Consider the following 17,326-nt stretch of genomic DNA (forward strand, 5'->3'; position numbering starts at 1 on the left):
GACAACCTTTTGGCGGGCTTGGCAAGCGTAGAAAAAAAACGCCCCGCCGGAGGTCTCCGGCGGGGCGTTGGCTGACGCAGCGAGCCAAAGGGCTCAGTCGGCGGCGCGATCAATCACCAGTTCGAGCTGTTCGTCACTGCCGGCGTGCACATCATCGAGCTGACCCAGGTGGGTACCTTCGCGCGCATCGCCGGTCGGCGACACCCGCGCCACCAGTTGCAGCGATTGCTCGCTGCTCAGGGTCACGCCGGGCAACATGGCATCTGCCTGCGTCAGGGTGATATCCAGCGGCAACTGGGACAGCGTCAGCCGCTTGGCAATCAACGGCATGGGCGGGCCATTCGGTTCGCGGGCAAAGACGAATACGCTGGATGCCGGGTCCAGTTCGGCCATCAGCTCCGGCGCCACACTGACGCGTAAACTGATGCTCGGCCCCGACTGCGCCTCTGGCGGGGTCTGCCCGGCAGCGGCCATGCGCTCGCGCGCGCGATCAATCCCGCCCTGAATCGCCTGGGCGCCCTGGCTACCGGGCTCGGTGCTCTGCAGCAGACGCTCCCAGTAACCAATGGCGCCGCTGTAGTCGCCAGCCTCAAAGGCGGCGATACCCAGCAGACCAAGCGCCGTGGCGTTGTTGGGTTGCAACTCCAAGGCCTTGTCGAGCGCGGCGACCGACTCGGGGTCGAGCTGGTTGCCATTGGCGAAGTAACGCGCCTGCGCCAGCTGGGCCAGCACATCCGGCGCCTCACCAATCTGGTTCAGGCTGTTGCCAAAGGCCTGCACCGCGTCGGCCGGACGCTGCGCGCTCATGTAGGCGCGGCCCAGCATGTACCAGGCCTCACCGTTGGTCGGTTGCACCTCGACCACCCGCTCGGTGCGGTCGATCAGTGCCTCAAGGCTGCTGACCTGCGGGGTATCCTGCATTTCCCGATAGAGCGCCAACCCCTCAGGGTTGCCCCACAGCTGATACAAGCCAACCACCGCCGCCGGCAGCACCACTGCGGCGGCGATCAGTACGCCCGCGACCTTGCGCGTCAAGGGTGCACGCTGGGCATCGGCGTTGGCGGTGTCTTCCAGCAGCAACCGGCTGGCTTCCTGCCGGGCGGCCTCAGCCTGAGGTTCAGTCAGATCACCCGCGCGCTGCTGGGCCTGCAGCTCAGCCACACGTTCTTCATACAGCGCCACGTTCAACGCGGTGCGATCAACCCGCTCATGGGCGCGGCGACGCCACAGCGGCCAGACAACAACAACGACTGCCAGCAGCAACAGGACGGCAGCACTCAACCAGAAATCAATCATCGTGATTCTTCTTTTCTTCCAACAGTTGATCCAGCCGCTGCTGCTCTTCGCTGGTCAGAATGTTATCCAGTGGGTTGCTGGCGGCGCGCTGACGGCGGCGGATCAACATGAATACGGCGAGAAAGCCCGCCAACAGGAAAAACAGCGGGCCGAACCAGAGCACCAGCGTGTCTGCGGTCAAGGCTGGCTTGTAGCGCACAAAGTCGCCGTAACGCGCGACCATGTAATCGACTATTTCATCGTCGCTCTTGCCCTCGTTCAGCAGGCGGTAGACTTCCTTGCGCAGGTCATCGGCAATGGGCGCGTTGGAGTCGGCGATGTTCTGGTTCTGGCATTTCGGGCAGCGCAGTTCGGTGGATATGGCGTAGAAGCGCTCCCGCTCCTGCTCCGAGGCAAACTCGAAGGTGTCCACAGCCGCCTGCGCGCTCAGCAGCACAGCAAACAGGCTAAACCCCAGGAGTAAGCGCTTCATGGTTTTGCCTCCTCGACCAGCGCCTGATAACGCGCCGCCAGCTCGTTCTGCCATACCGTCTCGTCAATCACGCCGATGAACTTGTAACGCACCACGCCCTGGGCATCGATGAGGAAGGTTTCCGGAGCGCCATAAACGCCCAGATCCAGCCCCAGCCGGCCCTCGGTATCGCTGATGTTCAACTGATAGGGATTGTGAAAGTCGCGCAGCCACTTCTGCGCCGCGGCCTGGTCATCCTTGTAATTGACACCATGAATCACCACGCCCTGCGCCGATAGCTTGTTCAGCACCGGATGCTCGACGCGGCAGGCGACACACCAGGTGGCCCAGACATTGACCAGTGCTGGCTTGCCGAGCAGATCGCTGCGGGTGACGGTCTGCGAGGCGTCGGTGACCGAGCTCAGGGTGAAGTCCGGGAACGGCTGATTGATCAGCGGCGACGGTAACGCCAGCTCGCTCTCACCCGCCTTCTTGCCACTAAGCCCCGATAACGCGAAGCCGGCAATCAGCAGAAAGATGGCCAGTGGTACCAACAGGAACAGGCGGCGCATCAGACTGCCTCCCCTACGCTGGCCGGCGCGCTCTGACGCTGGCGTGCTTTCAGGCGGTAGCGTTTGTCACTGGCCGACAGCAAGCCGCCGGCCATCATCAGCAGACCACCCAGCCAGACCCAGCGTACGAACGGCTTGATGTGCACGCGAATGGCCCAGGCATCACCCTCCAGCGGCTCGCCCATGGCGACGAACAAGTCACGGGTGAAACCGGCATCGATCCCAGCCTCGGTCATCAGCTGATTCTTGACCTTGTAGAGGCGCTTTTCGGGATGCAGCAGGGTGACTTCACGGCCGCCTTTCATCACCCGTATATGGCCTTGATCGGACACCCAGTTGGAACCTTCACGGTGCTGCACGCCCTCGAAGGTGAACGAGTAACCGCCCAACTCCAGGGTATCGCCCGGCGCCATGCGCAGGTCGCGCTGGTTATCGAACAAGCTGGCACCGATGATGCCCACCGCACACACGGCAATGCCCAGGTGCGCCAGGGTCATGCCCCAGTAGCTGCGCGGCAAGGCACGCAGCCCCTTGGCCAGACCCTTGTTACGGGTCTTGTGCAGAATGTCGCGAAGACTGGCACCGGTAACCCAGAACACCAGCAGCAGCATGCTGCCCACCGCGAACAGGTGATCGCCAATCCACACGGCGATGGCAACCGCGCCCAGCGCTGCGAATACCAGTACCCACTTCAGCTGGCCGGTCAGCCAGGACAGTGGGGTTTCTTTCCAGCGGCTGACAATACCTACGCCCATGGCCAGCATCAGAATCGACATCAGGGGCAGGAACATGCCATTGAAATACGGCGGCCCCACCGACACCAGGGTATCGAAGGCCGACATGATCAACGGATACAGCGTGCCCAGCAGTACCATGAGGGCCGCGACCACCAGCACCAGGTTATTCACCAGCAGCAAGGCTTCACGCGAGCTCCAGGCAAAACCGATCTGGCTTTTCACCACCGGCGCGCGCAGGGCGTAGAGCAGCAGCGAGCCGCCCACTACGACCAGCAAGAAACCGAGAATGAACACGCCGCGCTCGGGGTCGGTGGCAAAGGCATGCACCGAGGTCAACACCCCGGAGCGCACCAGGAAGGTACCCAGCAGGCTGAGCGAGAAGGCGGCAATCGCCAGCAGCACCGTCCAGCTCTTGAACACGCCTCGCTTCTCGGTCACCGCGAGCGAGTGAATCAGCGCGGTACCGACCAGCCAGGGCATGAAGGATGCGTTTTCCACCGGGTCCCAGAACCACCAGCCACCCCAGCCAAGCTCGTAATAGGCCCACCAGGAGCCGAGCACGATCCCCAGGCTAAGGAAGGCCCAGGCGATGATGGTCCAGGGCCGCGACCAGCGCGCCCAGGCGGCGTCCAGACGGCCACCCAGCAGCGCGGCGATGGCAAAGGCAAAGGCGACCGAGAACCCTACATACCCCATGTAGAGCATGGGCGGGTGCACGATCAGGCCAAAGTCCTGCAACAGCGGATTGAGATCATTGCCGTCAGCCGGGTGGAATGGCAGTTGGCGATCAAAGGGGTTGGAGGTCATCAGCATGAACAGCAGAAAACCGACACTGATCATGCCCATCACGGCCAGGACCCGACTCAGCATGTCTTCCGGCAGATCGCGCGAGAAGATCGCCACGGCAAAGGTCCAGGCGGCCAGGATCAGGGCCCACAGCAACAGCGAACCTTCGTGCCCACCCCAGACTGCACTGACGCGGTAGTACCAGGGCAGCGCCGAGTTGGAGTTGAGCGCCACATAGGTGACGCTGAAGTCGTTGGTGACAAAGGCATGCACTAGGCAAAGAAAGGCAAAAAATACAAACAGACACTGGGCCATGGCCGCCGGCTGAGCGAACCCCATGGCCAGCGAGTCGCCGCGCCAGGCGCCGTACAGGGGCACGGTGGCCTGCAGCAACGCGAGGCAGAGGGCGATAATCAGGGCAACCTGCCCAAGTTCAGGAATCATGCGATCGGCACCTCAGTAATTGCTGGCTGGCGCGTCTGCGGCTGCTTCGCCGGCCGCCGCTTTGTTGGCCTTGGCATCGTTCATGGCCTTGGCCACTTCCGGTGGCATGTACTCTTCATCGTGCTTGGCGAGCACCTCATCGGCCTGCAATACGCCGTTGGCGTCCAGCCGACCCAGCGCCACAATGCCCTGCCCTTCGCGGAACAGATCCGGCAGGATGCCGCTGTAGGCGATGGTCACGGCGTGAGCGCCATCGCTGACGTCAAAACGCACATCCAGGCTATCCTTTGAGCGCACGACACTGCCCTCCACCACCATACCGCCAGCGCGGATACGCGCCTGATCCGGTACTTCCCCGGCGACGATCTGGGTCGGCGTGTAGAACAGATTGATATTCTGCTGCAACGCCGACAGCGCCAGCGCCACAGCAGCGCCGACACCCAACATCACCAGCACGATCAGAATCAGGCGCTTTCTGCGCAACGGATGCATTACAACCCCTCCCGCCGACGTCGGCGTGCTTCAGCCTGAACCAGCTGGCGCTTTCCCAGCACCGGTGGCAGGAACAACAGAATCAGAACCGTCGCCGTAATCCCGTAGGCAGACCAGACGTAAACACCGTGACCGCCCATGGCAATGAACTCGGACAGGTTACTCATGCACTCTTCTCCAGAATCTCGCGGACCCAGCGCGCCTTGTGTTCGCGGCGCAGCACTTCCAGGCGCATGCGCAGCAACAGGTTGAGCGCAAACAGACCGTAGAACGCCAGCACCATCACCAGCAGTGGCAACCACATTTCCACCGGCATCGCCGGTTTTTCAGTGACGGTGAAGGTGGCCGGCTGGTGCAGGGTATTCCACCAGTCGACCGAGTATTTGATGATCGGAATGTTGACCACACCGACGATGGCCATCACCGCAGTCGCCTTGGCCGCCGTGTCACGATTGCTGATCGCCATGCGCAGGGCAATGATGCCAAAGTACAGAAACAGCAGGATAAGCATGGACGTAAGGCGCGCATCCCACTCCCAGTAGGTACCCCAGGTGGGCTTGCCCCAGATGGAGCCGGTAATCAGTGCCACAAAGGTCATCCAGGCACCGATGGGCGCAGCGCATTGCAGCGCCACATCGGCCAGTTTCATACGCCAGACCAGCCCGACAATGCCAGCAACGGCAAGCATCATGTAACAGGACTGGGCCAGAATCGCGGCGGGCACGTGGATGTAGATGATGCGAAAACTATTACCCTGCTGGTAATCCTGCGGGGCAAACACCAGCCCCCATACCACGCCCATCATCAGCGCCAGCACGCTGAACGCAGTTAGCCAGGGCAACAGCTTGCCGCTGATCTCGTAAAACCACTTGGGCGAGCCCAATTTGTGAAAAAAAGTCCAGCTCATTCGCTGTCAGTCTCCGCGCCTATTCACTCACGCCAATTCGTAATCCGGCGGCTATCGCCAAGGGTGCCAGACTCAGTGCCAGCAACGCCAGGCAACCCAGCCAGAGCAGATAACCGAGTACCGGCAAGCCTTGCAATGCGGCGTCCATGGCGCCGGTGCCCAGAATCAGTACCGGGATGTACAACGGCAGTATCAGCAGCGCCAGCAACATGCTGCCGCCACCCTTCAAACCTACGGTCAGTGCCGCGCCTATGGCGCCCAGCAGGCTGAGCACGGCAGTACCCAGCAGCAGGCTGAGGCACAAGGTCGGCATAACCGACCAGGGCAGCGCCAGCATCAGGCCGAGCACCGGCGCCAACAGCACCAGCAGCAAGCCGCACATCAACCAGTGGTGCAGCACCTTGACCAGCACCAGCAAGGTCAGCGGGTGCGGTGACAGCACCCACTGCTCCAATGAGCCGTCTTCAAAATCGCTGCGAAACAGGCCATCCAGGGACAGCAAGGTAGCCAGGAGCGCGGCCACCCAGATGATGCCCGAGGCCATGCGCTGCAACAGTTGCGGCTCCGGCCCCACCGCCAGCGGAAACAGGGTAATGACGATAGCGAAAAAGATCAGCGGATTGAGCAGGTCGCCGGGGCGACGCCAGGCCAATTGCCATTCACGCTTGAACAACAGCCAGATGATCTGCCGCATCAGCTCGCCCGCCCCAGCTCAAGCCGGCGCACACCCGGCACATGGGCCAGACTGTGGTGCGTAGTCAACACCACGGTACCACCACCGGCTGCAAAGGCCATGACATGCTGCTCCAGCGCCTGCACACCGGCCTGGTCGAGCGCCGTGAAAGGTTCATCCAGAATCCATACAGGAGCGCCCGGCAGATACAACCGGGCCAGAGCCACGCGGCGTTGCTGGCCGGCCGAGAGCTGCCGACAGGGCACATCCTCGAAGCCGCGCAGGCCGACCTGCTGCAGCGCCTGCCAAATGGCCTCACGGGTCACTGGTTGGGTGAGCGCACAGAGCCAGCTGAGGTTTTCCTCCGCGCTCAACGCGCCCTTGACCGCCGGCGCGTGCCCTATATACAGCAGGTTGCGCCGCCAGTGCTCGCGACCGCGCCTCGACAGCACGGACTCACCGGCAAAGCGGATATCACCGCCGCTGGCTGGCATCAGGCCGGCCAATATACGCAGCAGGCTGGTTTTACCCGCACCATTGGGGCCAGCGACCTGCAGCACGTCACCGGGTTGCAGACAGCAGGAGACTGCGGAGAAAAGCTCGCGCTCATCCCGCTCACAGGCCAGTTCGCTGATGTCGATCTGCTGCTTGCTCACTACTACTCCAGACCCAGGCTGAATCGCGCCGATACCATTGCATTGATGATTCCGGCATGCTGGCCGCTATACTCTTTGCAAGCGCCACCAGCAGCGGGCTGGAAGGCCCGTCAATGGGGCGCCATTATACATGCCCCCCTACCCCGGGGGACCTCGATTTACATCAACATGTGACAACATGAGCTCGGACTTTCGCCTACCACCCAGCACTGTCATTCCACCCAGCGCGCCAACCACGCCGGCTGCGGCGGTAGCTGCGCGTGGCGCTGAAGCAATCAGCATGGCCCTGCAACTCTTGCGGCCAATTGACGCAGCGCTACTGCCAGAGGGTGAAAAGATCAGCGCCGAGGTGATCCAGAGCAGCCCGCGGGCCAACGGCAGCGGCCAGTTTGAGGTGCTGCTGCGCCTCGCCCGGGGCACGGCAACCAGCGCACCAGCCACACTGCCCGCCAGCAGCCCACAGCCACTGACCACCGGTACCCAACTGGTGGTTCAGGCACTGACCCAAACCCAGCTGATGGCCGTGCTGCAACCGGCCAGCAGCGCGCCCGCCAGCGAGCCTTTGACGCGCCTTGATCCTGCGCAGTTTCCGCCCGGCAGCGCCTTGCAGGCACGGGTATTAAGCCAACAGCCGGTTACCGACAACGCCGGCCAACAGGTCGCCTTTGCCGTGCTGGCCAAAATCGTACAGGGGGCCGCTACTGGCAGCCTGCTGCAACTCACCAGCAGCCAGCCGGTAGAACCCGGTACCCGGCTGAATGCCAATGTGGGTGCCCAGGGTGAATTGCGCGTGCTGGCTAGCAGTGCGCAGCAGCGCCAGCTCGATCTGCTGCAAGGTTTGCGCAGCACCCTGCAAAGCCAGGCCTCAAGCGAGCCCCTGTTCAACCGGCTCGACCAATTACAGGCCAGCCCGCGCGACCTACCTGCCATCCCGGCGCTGCAGCGGGCCATAGCCCAAGTGCTGCAGCAAGTCACTACCGCGCAGCAGCTAACAACGGCTGACGGGGTGGCCAATGCGATCAAGCAGAGCGGCCTGTTCCTTGAGCCCAACTTGGCCAAAATCGCCGAGTCCCTGGTTGCCCAGAGCGCCGCAAAACAGGCCGCCAACTCAACAGCACCCGCCGGCGCGGTGGATGCCGCCAGCCAACCGGCCGGCACCTTGCAGCGCGCGCTGCCGGCGCTGGACAAGCTGCTGCCGCTACTCGCCAGCCTGTCGACGCCCGGCGCTCCCGAGCCCCTGGCCGGGGTCGATCTCAAGGGCACTCTGGTCAACTTGCTGATTACCCTGCAACAACAATTGCCGCCCGGCAGTCTCAACGCCCTGAACCTGCCACCCGGTCCCTGGCAGCAAGCCAGCCAGGCCGCAGCGCAACAGCAACTCAAGCCCGGCATGTTTCCGTTGCCGACCCGCGCCTTGCAGGCATTGGGCGAAAACAATGATTTGGGGAGCCTGCTGCGCCTGACCGCAGCCTTGCTGTCACGCATTCAGCACCACCAGTTTCAGAGTCTGGGGCAGACCCAGAGCTTTGCCGACGGCAGCACTCAAACGACCTGGCAGCTGGAAATCCCCATGCGCGACGGGCACCAGTTCAATCATGTGCAGCTGCGCATCGAACGCGAGACGCCGCCGCCGAGCGCCAAGCAGGCCGAACCCACGCCACAGTGGGAAGTACGGCTGTCGTTCAATCTCGACGAACTGGGCAACCTGCAAGCCATTGCCCGATTGCGCAAGGACAAGGTCAGCAGTGAATTCTGGGCCGAGCAGGCCGCCACGCTGAAACTGGTCAATAACGAACTGACCCAGCTGCGTGACCGTCTGCTGGCGAAGGGACTCGATGTTGGTGAATTGAGCTGCCATCGCGGCACACCGCCACCGCCGCGCCAGGCACTGCAACAAACCTGGATTGACGAGGTCACCTGATGAGCAAAAACCGCGAAGCCATTGCGCTGATGTATGACGGCGAACAGGCGCCGACGCTGACCGCCAAGGGCGAGGGTGAACTGGCCGAACAAATCATTCAGTTGGCGCTGGATTACGAAGTGCCGATTTACGAGAACGCCGATCTGGCGCGCATGCTGACGCAGTTGGAGCTGGGTGATCAAATACCCGAAGCGCTGTACCGCACCATCGCCGAAATCATCGCCTTTGCCTGGTACCTGAAGGGTAAACGCCCCGCCGGCTTCAATCCCGACGGTGACCAGCCAGTGCCCAAGCGCTTGATGCGGGATAATCCAGATCAGGATTGAGCAGCATCAGGGCTAGGGCTGGCCAACACTCAACCCGCGTCGGTACTCGACGCAGTTTGCCCAGTGGGGCGATATCAGACACGAGACTCAGACAGAGCGCTGGCCGGTACCCTTGAGCGAGATGGAACTCTGCTTTGCAGCGGGGGAGACGGTAATAAAAGCACCGCAAGCGGCGACCCAGCGACTGCTCAGCCGCGGCGGCCACCGTGCAATTTGACGAAGAGTTCGGCTTCGGCCTTGGACAGGCCGCAGGATTGGGTGAGGTCCTCAATACTGGCGCCCATACCCACCAGCCGTGCCGCCTGGTTATAGGGCAACGCTTGCGGATCCTGGGTTTCCAGCTTCAGCTGTTTGTCTTCCAGACGTTTGAGCTGCAAGCGCAATGCGGTCAGCTCCTCGCCCATGCGAATACTGCCCTGCTGAAAGGTGGCCAGGTCGCGTGTCAGCTGCTCCTGGCGCTGACGCAGATGCTCGGACTGCTGCTGCAGCTCGGCAGGCAACTGACGGATCCGCGCGAACAGCACCACCAGAGCCGCCAAAACCACGCCCATCAGACTGCCCAGCAGTAACAGCAACCAAGGCTCATTCATGCCGATCAAAAGCCGGACAACTCCGCCCACTCATCCTCGGTCATCATCTTTTCCAGATCGACCAGAATCAGCAGCTCGTTGTTCTTGTTGCAGACGCCCTGAATGAATTTCGCGGATTCATCGGTACCCACGTTCGGCGCGGTCTCGATTTCCGACTGACGCAGATAAACCACCTCGGCCACGCTGTCGACCAGAATCCCGACCACTTGCTTGTCGGCTTCGATGATCACGATGCGGGTGTTGTCGGTGATCGGAGCAGGCGTCAGACCAAAGCGCTGGCGAGTATCGATCACCGTAACCACATTGCCACGCAGGTTGATGATGCCCAATACATAGGAAGGCGCGCCCGGTACGGGAGCAATCTCGGTATGGCGCAACACTTCCTGCACCTGCATCACGTTGATGCCATAGCTTTCGTTGTCCAGGCGGAACGTCACCCATTGCAGGATCGGATCTTCAGCGCCTTGTCCCGAATTATTTTTCATTGTCATGCTTCCCGATCATCGTTGATAGCAGTCCAGCAGCCTGGAACGCCGGACAAGGGTACCGACCATAAGGTCTGCACCGGTTTACGGTTATCCTAATGCTGGCGTTGCGGCATTACCAGACGCCTGACGCGCCATACCATTGACTATCAGGCTAGCCAGCGCCGAGACATCCAGCAAGGCACACATATGATCAATCACGGTGCCAGCCAACCACGGACGCTTGCCTTGCTGTGAGCGCCACTTGATCTGGCTCGGCTCCAGTCGAATCGACTGATGCACACCGTGTACCGCCATACCCCAATCATATCCTTCAACCGAAATGACAAAGGACAGGCTCTCTTTCAACTCGTCGCTGTAGCGCTCGGGCATGACCCAGCGCGCGGTATCCAGCACCTTCAGATTTCCCGCCTGGGTAGCCAGTATGCCGAGGAACCAGTCCGGCTGACCAAATAACGGAGTAATTTCCGCATCCAGCGGATAGATAGTCCCCAGCGATACCAGCGGCACGGCCAATTTCAAGCCGCCCACATCAAACAGCAAGGCCTCGAAGGCCTGCTCGCGCCACTGCGGCTGTGCCACTGGCGCGGGTGGTGCCGGTTGCTCGGCGGGCATCTCGACAACTGGCTCAGCAGGCACAGGAGTGGGCACTGGCGCCGGCGGCGCGCGCAATACCGGCGCTACGACGGCGGGGCGCGGCGGAGCCGGCGGCCGTTCAGGCACAACCGCCGGTGCAGGCGCCGCTTCCTCGCGGGCCAGCTCCTCGGCTGCGTCCTGCAGCAGCGCATCCAGATAATGCTGAATGGTCTGTTCCGGTACGAACTCCTGCACCGGCAATCTGGATTTACTCATAACACCCGTATCATCCTGGTTTAGCCACGAAATGGTTGGGACATGGCAATCATGGCTCATGCAACTGTATCGGCGGTGTGTGACAAAGCATTAGCCTGGCCTACCGCGCGTCAGGCCACCTGCTCGCTGCGTGACAGGCTTTGCGCCAACAGGTAGCGCAGTAACGCACGGTACGCCAGCACGCCCCGCGCGCTCGCATCCAACTGTGAAGGCACGACCCCGGCCAGACTGGCGTCGCGCAGCTTGGTATCAATCGGAATGTAGGCCTGCCAGAGATGATCCGCGTAGTCCCGGCGCAACATGCGCAGGGTACTCAGCGAGGCCTGGGTACGGCGGTCGAACAAGGTTGGCACGATAGTATAGGGCAGCGCCTGCTTGCGCGAGCGGTTCACCATGTTCAGCGTGTGTACCATGCGCTCCAGCCCCTTGAGGGCGAGAAACTCGGTCTGCACCGGGATGATCAACTGCTCGCACGCAGCCAGGGCATTGATCATCGACACGCCCAACAGCGGCGGGCTATCGATAATGACGAACTGGAAGTCGTTCCACAGCTGCGCCAGCGCGCGCGAAATCACCAGGCCATAACCGCCCTGCGCTGCCGACTGACGCTCCAGCGTGGCCAATGAGGTGCTGGACGGCAGCAGGTGGATATTAGGATGCGAGCTGTCCAGCAGCAGCGCCGCTGCCAGCCCGTCCGGCACTTGCCCGTTGTGCTGAAACAGATTGAAGACGCTGCTGGTCAGTTGGTCCGGGTCATGCCCAAAGTAGCTGGTCATGGAGCCGTGCGGATCCAGATCGACCACCAATACACGTTGCCCCTGATCTGCCAGCAGGCCAGCCAGTGCCACAGCGGAGGTGGTCTTGCCCACCCCACCCTTCTGATTGGCTACAGCCCAGACTCTCATGGCGTACCTCCGGGGGCATTCCAGCCGTGATAGGCCCCATAACATGCGATAAACGACAACATTTTGACAGCTCAGACCTGTTTACAGCTAGGGAGCAGGACTCGATGCAGAACCCGTGCCAGAAGGACCCGCTGCACCCGATGGGGCAGCCGTTTCACTACGCGCTTCGCGCATCACATTGACCGACTCCGGCTCACCGCCAAAAGGCTCGTGCCGCTTATCCACATAACGCGACACCAGCAATACCACCCGGCGGTTAGCCTTGCGACCAGCAGCGGTCGTGTTATCGGCAACAGGCCTGAATTCACCATAGCCTACGGCAGCCAGTCGGTCAGGGTTGACGCCGCCATTACTCAGCATACGCACCACACTGGCCGCCCGCGCCGCAGATAGCTCCCAGTTGGTCGGGTAGTTGCCCGAACGCATCGGCACATTGTCCGTAAAGCCCTCAACGTGCACCGGGTTTTCGTAGGGCGCCAGTATTTCGGCAATCCGGTCGATCAAACCAAAGGCCGCATCCAGCGGCAACGCATCACCACTGGGAAACAGCAGCCCGGAGCTCAGCTCAATCTCGACCCACAGTTCGTTGCCGCGCACCTCCAGGTCGCCCGCCTGGATAAGGTCACCAAAGGCTTGTTGCATCGCCTGGGTGATGTCCTGCAGCGCATCACTGCCACCATCCTGCTGCCCGGTCTGGGTGCCATCGCTATCCTGGGTGCCGATTCCGCGTGGTTTTTCCTGGCCTATCTGTATGGGATCGATGGCCCTCTGCGGCTGATTGAAAGCGCCCTCAAGGGTATCTGACAGTACCTTGTACTTGCCTTCATTGACCGAGGAGATGGAATACATGACAACAAAAAACGCGAACAGCAGGGTGATGAAGTCGGCGTAGGACACCAACCAGCGCTCATGATTTTCGTGCTCTTCGTGGCGACGTCGCCGCATGCCGCTATCCTCGGTTCGTTAGACGTTGGGCGCTAATCGAGGAAGCCTTCAAGCTTCATTTCAATAGAGCGAGGATTTTCCCCTTCGGCAATCGACAGCAGACCTTCCAGCAACATCTCGCGATAGCGCGACTGCTGCAGCACTACCGCCTTGAGCTTGTGCGCAACCGGCAACAGGAACAGGTTGGCCAGCGCCACACCGTAAATAGTGGCGACAAAGGCCACCGCAATGCCCGAGCCCAGCATGGAGGGGTCAGCCAGGTTGCCCATGACATGAATCAGCCCCATGACGGCGCCAATGATGCCAATGGTGGGCGAATAACCGCCCATGCTCTCATAGACCTTGGCCGCCATCAGGTCGTGGTTTTCACGCGTCATCAGCTCAACTTCGAGAATCCCGCGCAACGCCTCGGGCTCACTACCATCAACCAGCAACTGCAGGCCCTTGCGCGCATAGGCGTCGGGCTCCAGCTCCGCGATGGACTCCAGGCCCAACAGGCCATCCTTGCGCGCGATGGTGCTCCAATTGATGACCTGACCAATCCCCTCACGCAGGCGATTGGTCGGTGGAAAAATAATCCAGCGCAGAATCACCAGAGCCCGCTTGAACACGGTCAACGGGGTCTGAATGAAGGCGGCGCCGAGGGTGCCGCCGATGACGATGAGTGCGGCAGGCGCGTTGAGCAGCGCCGAGGCGTGGCCACCTTCCAGGTAGTTGCCACCGATGATGGCAACAAACGCCAGAATGACGCCAATGATACTGAGAATATCCATCAGCCGATCTCTGCCAGATAACGACCGATTTCATCCAGGTTATAGATGCCATCGGCCAGATTGGCCTTTGCAACCGCCATGGGCATGCCGTAAATCACGCAACTGGCTTCATCCTGAGCCCACACGGCGCTACCCGCCTGCTTGAGCATGCGCGCCCCTTCCCGCCCGTCCGCACCCATACCGGTGAGCACGACCGCAAGCACCTTGTCCTGAAATGCCTTGGCCGCCGAACCAAAGGTGACGTCGACACAGGGCTTGTAGTTCAGGCGTTCATCGCCGGGCAGAATACGCACCACGCCACGCCCGTCCACCATCATCTGCTTACCGCCAGGTGCCAGCAACGCCAGGCCTGGGCGCAGCACATCGCCGTCTTCGGCCTCCTTGACGGAGATACGGCAGAGCTTGTCGAGGCGTTCGGCAAAGGCCTTGGTGAACGCAGCCGGCATGTGCTGAATCAGCAACAGCGGCGCAGGGAAGCTGCCGGGTAACTGCGTCAGCACTTTCTGCAGGGCGACAGGGCCGCCGGTGGAGGTACCGATAGCGACCAGCTTGTAGCTGCGCTTGCGTGGCGCTGGACTGGTACGCGCCACCGGGGCCGCCGGCTTGGCGGTCGTCGCCCCGCCGAGCGGACTCGCGCCAGGGCGCGCTGCGGGGGAGGCAGTAGCGGCGCCCGGTGCAGGCGCAACAGGCGGCGCTGCCGCACTGCCACTCAAGCCCAGCGAACGGCGGTTGGTGCGTGCCAGCGCGTTGACCCGCTCGCACAGCAGCTGGCGCACCTTGTCCGGGTTGCGGGAAATGTCTTCGAAATTCTTCGGCAGGTAGTCGGCGGCGCCGGCGTCCAGCGCATCAAGACTGACGCGGGCGCCCTCGTAGGTCAGCGAGGAAAACATGATCACCGGCGTGGGGCAGCGCTGCATGATCTGCTTGACCGCGGAAATGCCGTCCATGACCGGCATTTCGTAATCCATGGTGATAACGTCAGGGCGCAGCGACAGCGTCTGCTCGATGGCTTCTTTGCCGTTGGTTGCCGTGCCGACAACCTGAATCTGCGGGTCACCCGCCAGAATTTCCGTTACCCGGCGGCGAAAGAAACCCGAGTCATCCACCACCAGAACCTTGACCGCCATACCCTCTCCTGAACCCGCATCGCCATCCGGCGCACTAATGCGCCTGTTTCGAGTAATCCTACCCGTCTACCGCCTCAGCTCACTACGCCACAGCAATCGGCAGATGCGTCTGATACAGCATGATACAACCTATCACACCCGCCGCGCGTAGCGCTTGAGCAGGCTGGGAATATCCAGAATCAGCGCGATGCGACCGTCCCCGGTAATAGTCGCCCCGGCCATTCCGGCGGTGCCTTGCAGCATCCGTCCCAACGGTTTGATTACCACCTCTTCCTGGCCGACCAACTGGTCGACCACAAAACCGACCCGCTGGGTGCCAACCGAAACGATCACCACACTGGCAGCGGAATGATCGCTGGTGTCTTGCACACCCGGCATCAGCCAGCGCTTGAGGTAAAACAGCGGCAGCGCTTTTTCACGCACGATGATCACTTCCTGACCATCGACAATGTTGGTGCGTGACAGGTCAAGACTGTAGATCTCGTTGACACTGACCAACGGCAAGGCAAAGGCCTGATTCGCCAGCATGACCATCAGCGTCGGCATGATCGCCAGCGTCAAGGGTACCTTGATCGCAATCCGGGAGCCTTGGCCCTTGGTCGATTCGATATTGATGGTGCCGTTGAGCTGGGAAATCTTGGTTTTCACCACATCCATGCCCACGCCACGCCCGGACACATCGGAAATTTCCGTCTTGGTCGAGAAGCCGGGCGCCAGAATCAGGTTGAAACACTCGCTGTCGCTCAGGCGATCAGCAGCGTCCTTCTCCATCATGCCCTTTTCCACGGCCTTGGAGCGCAGCACATCGGGGTCCATGCCACGACCATCGTCAACGATCGTCAGCAGAATGTGATCGCCTTCCTGCTGCGCGGCCAGCACCACCTTGCCGGTACGCGGCTTACCGGCCGCTTCACGCTCATCGGGCGTTTCTACGCCGTGGTCTACCGAGTTGCGCACCAAGTGAACCAGCGGATCGGCCAACGCCTCGACCAGATTCTTGTCGAGATCGGTTTCTTCGCCCACCAGCTCCAGGTTGATTTCCTTCTTGAGGTTGCGCGCCAGATCGCGTACCACCCGCGGGAAACGGCCAAATACCTTCTTGATTGGCTGCATGCGGGTTTTCATCACCGACATCTGCAGGTCCGCGGTGACTACATCGAGGTTACCGACCGCCTTGTTCCACTCCTCATCACCGCTGCTCAGGCCAAGGCGCACCAGGCGGTTACGCACCAGTACCAGCTCGCCCACCATGTTCATGATTTCATCCAGCCGCGCGGTGTCTACCCGTACCGTGGTTTCGGCAGCTGCGGGCGCTTCCTGCGCAGGCGCGGCTTTCGCGGCGGCTGCCGGGGCGGCGGCAGGTTTGGCAGCCGGCTTGGGCTCAGGCTTGGCAGCGGGCTTGCTAGCCGGCGCCGGTGCGGGCTTGGCAGCGGGCGGCGCAGCTGGAGCAGCCGCCGCCTCGGCCTCGGTTTTACCAGGTGCCGCGCCTTTACCGTGCAACTGATCCAGCAGCGCTTCAAATTCGTCGTCGGTGATCTTGTCGGCTTCGACGGAACCGGCAGCCGCGGCTGGTTCAGCCGCTTCAGTCGACGCGCCGTCCTTCAGACCGGGCGCACTGCCCTTGCCATGTAGCTCGTCCAGCAGGGCTTCGAATTCATCGTCGGAGATATCGTCGGCGGCGGCAGTCGCCGCTGGCGCGGGAGCCGCACTGACCGGGGCCTGACCACTGCCGTGCAGCTCGTCGAGCAGGGCTTCAAATTCATCGTCGGTGATGTCGTCGCCCGAGGTGGCAGCCGGCGTGGGTGCCGGTGCTGATGCAGGGGCCGTCGCAGCTGCGGCAGGCGCGGCGTCACCGTGCAGCGCGTCCAGCAGCTGTTCGAACTCATCATCGGTAATATCGCCATCGCCGCTGGCGATGGCATCCAGTGTGGCAGTAGGGGGAACGGGCTCGGGTTCGACCACCGGCGCGGCCGCTTCGGGGGCGGCGGGTTCTGCACCACCTGGCTGCGCCAGGGCGGCCAGGGCGTCGAGTAAGGCAGGGTCTGCGGGCGTAGGCTCCTGCTGGTTGCGCACCTGATCAAACATGGTGTTGACCGCGTCCAGCGCTTGCAGAACCACGTCCATCAGGTCGGACGTTACCGGACGCTCACCTTTGCGCAAAATATCGAATACGTTCTCGGCAATGTGGCAACAGGCGACCAGCGCATCAAGCTGCAGGAATCCAGCGCCACCTTTGACGGTATGGAAACCGCGAAAAATGGCGTTGAGCAGATCCATGTCATCGGGACGGTTCTCCAGTTCGACCAACTGCTCGGACAACTGCTCGAGAATTTCACCTGCCTCGACCAGAAAGTCCTGGAGAATCTCTTCATCCGCATCGAAACTCAT

At 61.9% G+C, this 17,326-nt stretch carries 19 protein-coding genes; 2 read left to right on the forward strand and 17 right to left on the reverse strand.

What is annotated here, in order from left to right; genetic code table 11:
* Positions 1-93 precede the first annotated feature (93 nt).
* The 9 genes from ccmI to ccmA are packed head-to-tail and all read right to left on the reverse strand — an operon-like array spanning position 94 to position 7,014.
* Entirely contained in the window at positions 94-1,296 is a 1,203-nt protein-coding gene (gene ccmI, locus BLU26_RS05950; RefSeq protein ID WP_092284759.1) for a c-type cytochrome biogenesis protein CcmI, read from the reverse strand.
* Complete coding sequence (locus BLU26_RS05955) at positions 1,289-1,768, reverse strand: cytochrome c-type biogenesis protein (protein WP_092284761.1); 480 nt, start codon at positions 1,766-1,768, stop codon at positions 1,289-1,291. The genes ccmI and BLU26_RS05955 overlap by 8 nt, the downstream gene beginning before the upstream one ends.
* Positions 1,765-2,319, reverse strand: a complete 555-nt coding sequence (locus BLU26_RS05960) for a DsbE family thiol:disulfide interchange protein (RefSeq protein WP_092284764.1) — start codon at positions 2,317-2,319, stop codon at positions 1,765-1,767. The genes BLU26_RS05955 and BLU26_RS05960 overlap by 4 nt, the downstream gene beginning before the upstream one ends.
* The gene (locus BLU26_RS05965; protein ID WP_092284766.1) at positions 2,319-4,286 is read right to left on the reverse strand and encodes a heme lyase CcmF/NrfE family subunit; all 1,968 of its coding nucleotides are present in this window, start codon (positions 4,284-4,286) and stop codon (positions 2,319-2,321) included. The genes BLU26_RS05960 and BLU26_RS05965 overlap by 1 nt, the downstream gene beginning before the upstream one ends.
* A gap of 12 nt (positions 4,287-4,298) precedes the next feature.
* Positions 4,299-4,778 (reverse strand): cytochrome c maturation protein CcmE, encoded by a 480-nt coding sequence (gene ccmE, locus BLU26_RS05970; protein WP_092284768.1) that lies wholly within the window; start codon positions 4,776-4,778, stop codon positions 4,299-4,301.
* Positions 4,778-4,945, reverse strand: coding sequence for a heme exporter protein CcmD (ccmD, locus tag BLU26_RS05975; protein ID WP_092284770.1), 168 nt, complete (start codon positions 4,943-4,945; stop codon positions 4,778-4,780). The genes ccmE and ccmD overlap by 1 nt, the downstream gene beginning before the upstream one ends.
* On the reverse strand, positions 4,942-5,685 hold the full coding sequence (locus BLU26_RS05980; RefSeq protein WP_092284772.1) for a heme ABC transporter permease: 744 nt from the start codon (positions 5,683-5,685) through the stop codon (positions 4,942-4,944). Before BLU26_RS05980 ends, ccmD begins: the two co-directional genes overlap by 4 nt.
* 19 nt (positions 5,686-5,704) lie before the next feature.
* Positions 5,705-6,379, reverse strand: a complete 675-nt coding sequence (ccmB, locus tag BLU26_RS05985) for a heme exporter protein CcmB (RefSeq protein ID WP_092284774.1) — start codon at positions 6,377-6,379, stop codon at positions 5,705-5,707.
* On the reverse strand, positions 6,379-7,014 hold the full coding sequence (gene ccmA, locus BLU26_RS05990; protein WP_092284776.1) for a cytochrome c biogenesis heme-transporting ATPase CcmA: 636 nt from the start codon (positions 7,012-7,014) through the stop codon (positions 6,379-6,381). Before ccmA ends, ccmB begins: the two co-directional genes overlap by 1 nt.
* A 178-nt stretch (positions 7,015-7,192) precedes the next feature.
* Here ccmA and fliK point away from each other — a divergent pair, with 178 nt between their 5' ends.
* Complete coding sequence (gene fliK, locus BLU26_RS05995; protein ID WP_157719310.1) at positions 7,193-8,935, forward strand: flagellar hook-length control protein FliK; 1,743 nt, start codon at positions 7,193-7,195, stop codon at positions 8,933-8,935.
* Positions 8,935-9,261, forward strand: a complete 327-nt coding sequence (locus tag BLU26_RS06000; RefSeq protein ID WP_092284780.1) for an EscU/YscU/HrcU family type III secretion system export apparatus switch protein — start codon at positions 8,935-8,937, stop codon at positions 9,259-9,261. The genes fliK and BLU26_RS06000 overlap by 1 nt, the downstream gene beginning before the upstream one ends.
* A 188-nt stretch (positions 9,262-9,449) precedes the next feature.
* On the opposite strand, the gene BLU26_RS06005 is transcribed toward BLU26_RS06000, so the two are convergent.
* From BLU26_RS06005 to BLU26_RS06040, 8 genes are all read right to left on the reverse strand, one after another.
* A complete protein-coding gene (locus BLU26_RS06005) occupies positions 9,450-9,851 on the reverse strand; it encodes a DUF2802 domain-containing protein (RefSeq protein WP_092284782.1) in 402 nt (133 codons plus the stop codon).
* A 5-nt stretch (positions 9,852-9,856) separates the two neighbouring features.
* Positions 9,857-10,336 carry a chemotaxis protein CheW gene (locus BLU26_RS06010; protein WP_092284784.1) on the reverse strand — a complete coding sequence of 160 codons (480 nt, stop codon included), beginning with the start codon at positions 10,334-10,336 and terminating at the stop codon, positions 9,857-9,859.
* 90 nt (positions 10,337-10,426) lie between these two features.
* Positions 10,427-11,188: a CheW domain-containing protein gene (locus BLU26_RS06015; protein ID WP_092284786.1), complete on the reverse strand. Its 762-nt coding sequence runs from the start codon at positions 11,186-11,188 to the stop codon at positions 10,427-10,429.
* A 110-nt stretch (positions 11,189-11,298) separates the two neighbouring features.
* Positions 11,299-12,093, reverse strand: a complete 795-nt coding sequence (locus BLU26_RS06020) for a ParA family protein (protein ID WP_092284788.1) — start codon at positions 12,091-12,093, stop codon at positions 11,299-11,301.
* Between the two features lie 87 nt (positions 12,094-12,180).
* Entirely contained in the window at positions 12,181-13,038 is an 858-nt protein-coding gene (gene motD / locus BLU26_RS06025) for a flagellar motor protein MotD (protein WP_092284790.1), read from the reverse strand.
* Between the two features lie 32 nt (positions 13,039-13,070).
* Positions 13,071-13,811, reverse strand: a complete 741-nt coding sequence (locus tag BLU26_RS06030) for a flagellar motor protein (protein WP_092284792.1) — start codon at positions 13,809-13,811, stop codon at positions 13,071-13,073.
* Complete coding sequence (locus BLU26_RS06035) at positions 13,811-14,938, reverse strand: protein-glutamate methylesterase/protein-glutamine glutaminase (protein ID WP_092284794.1); 1,128 nt, start codon at positions 14,936-14,938, stop codon at positions 13,811-13,813. Before BLU26_RS06035 ends, BLU26_RS06030 begins: the two co-directional genes overlap by 1 nt.
* A 132-nt stretch (positions 14,939-15,070) precedes the next feature.
* On the reverse strand, positions 15,071-17,326 hold the full coding sequence (locus BLU26_RS06040) for a chemotaxis protein CheA (RefSeq protein WP_092284796.1): 2,256 nt from the start codon (positions 17,324-17,326) through the stop codon (positions 15,071-15,073).

The sequence above is a fragment of the Halopseudomonas sabulinigri genome (genome assembly GCF_900105255.1).
GTDB classification, from domain to species: Bacteria; Pseudomonadota; Gammaproteobacteria; order Pseudomonadales; family Pseudomonadaceae; genus Halopseudomonas; species Halopseudomonas sabulinigri.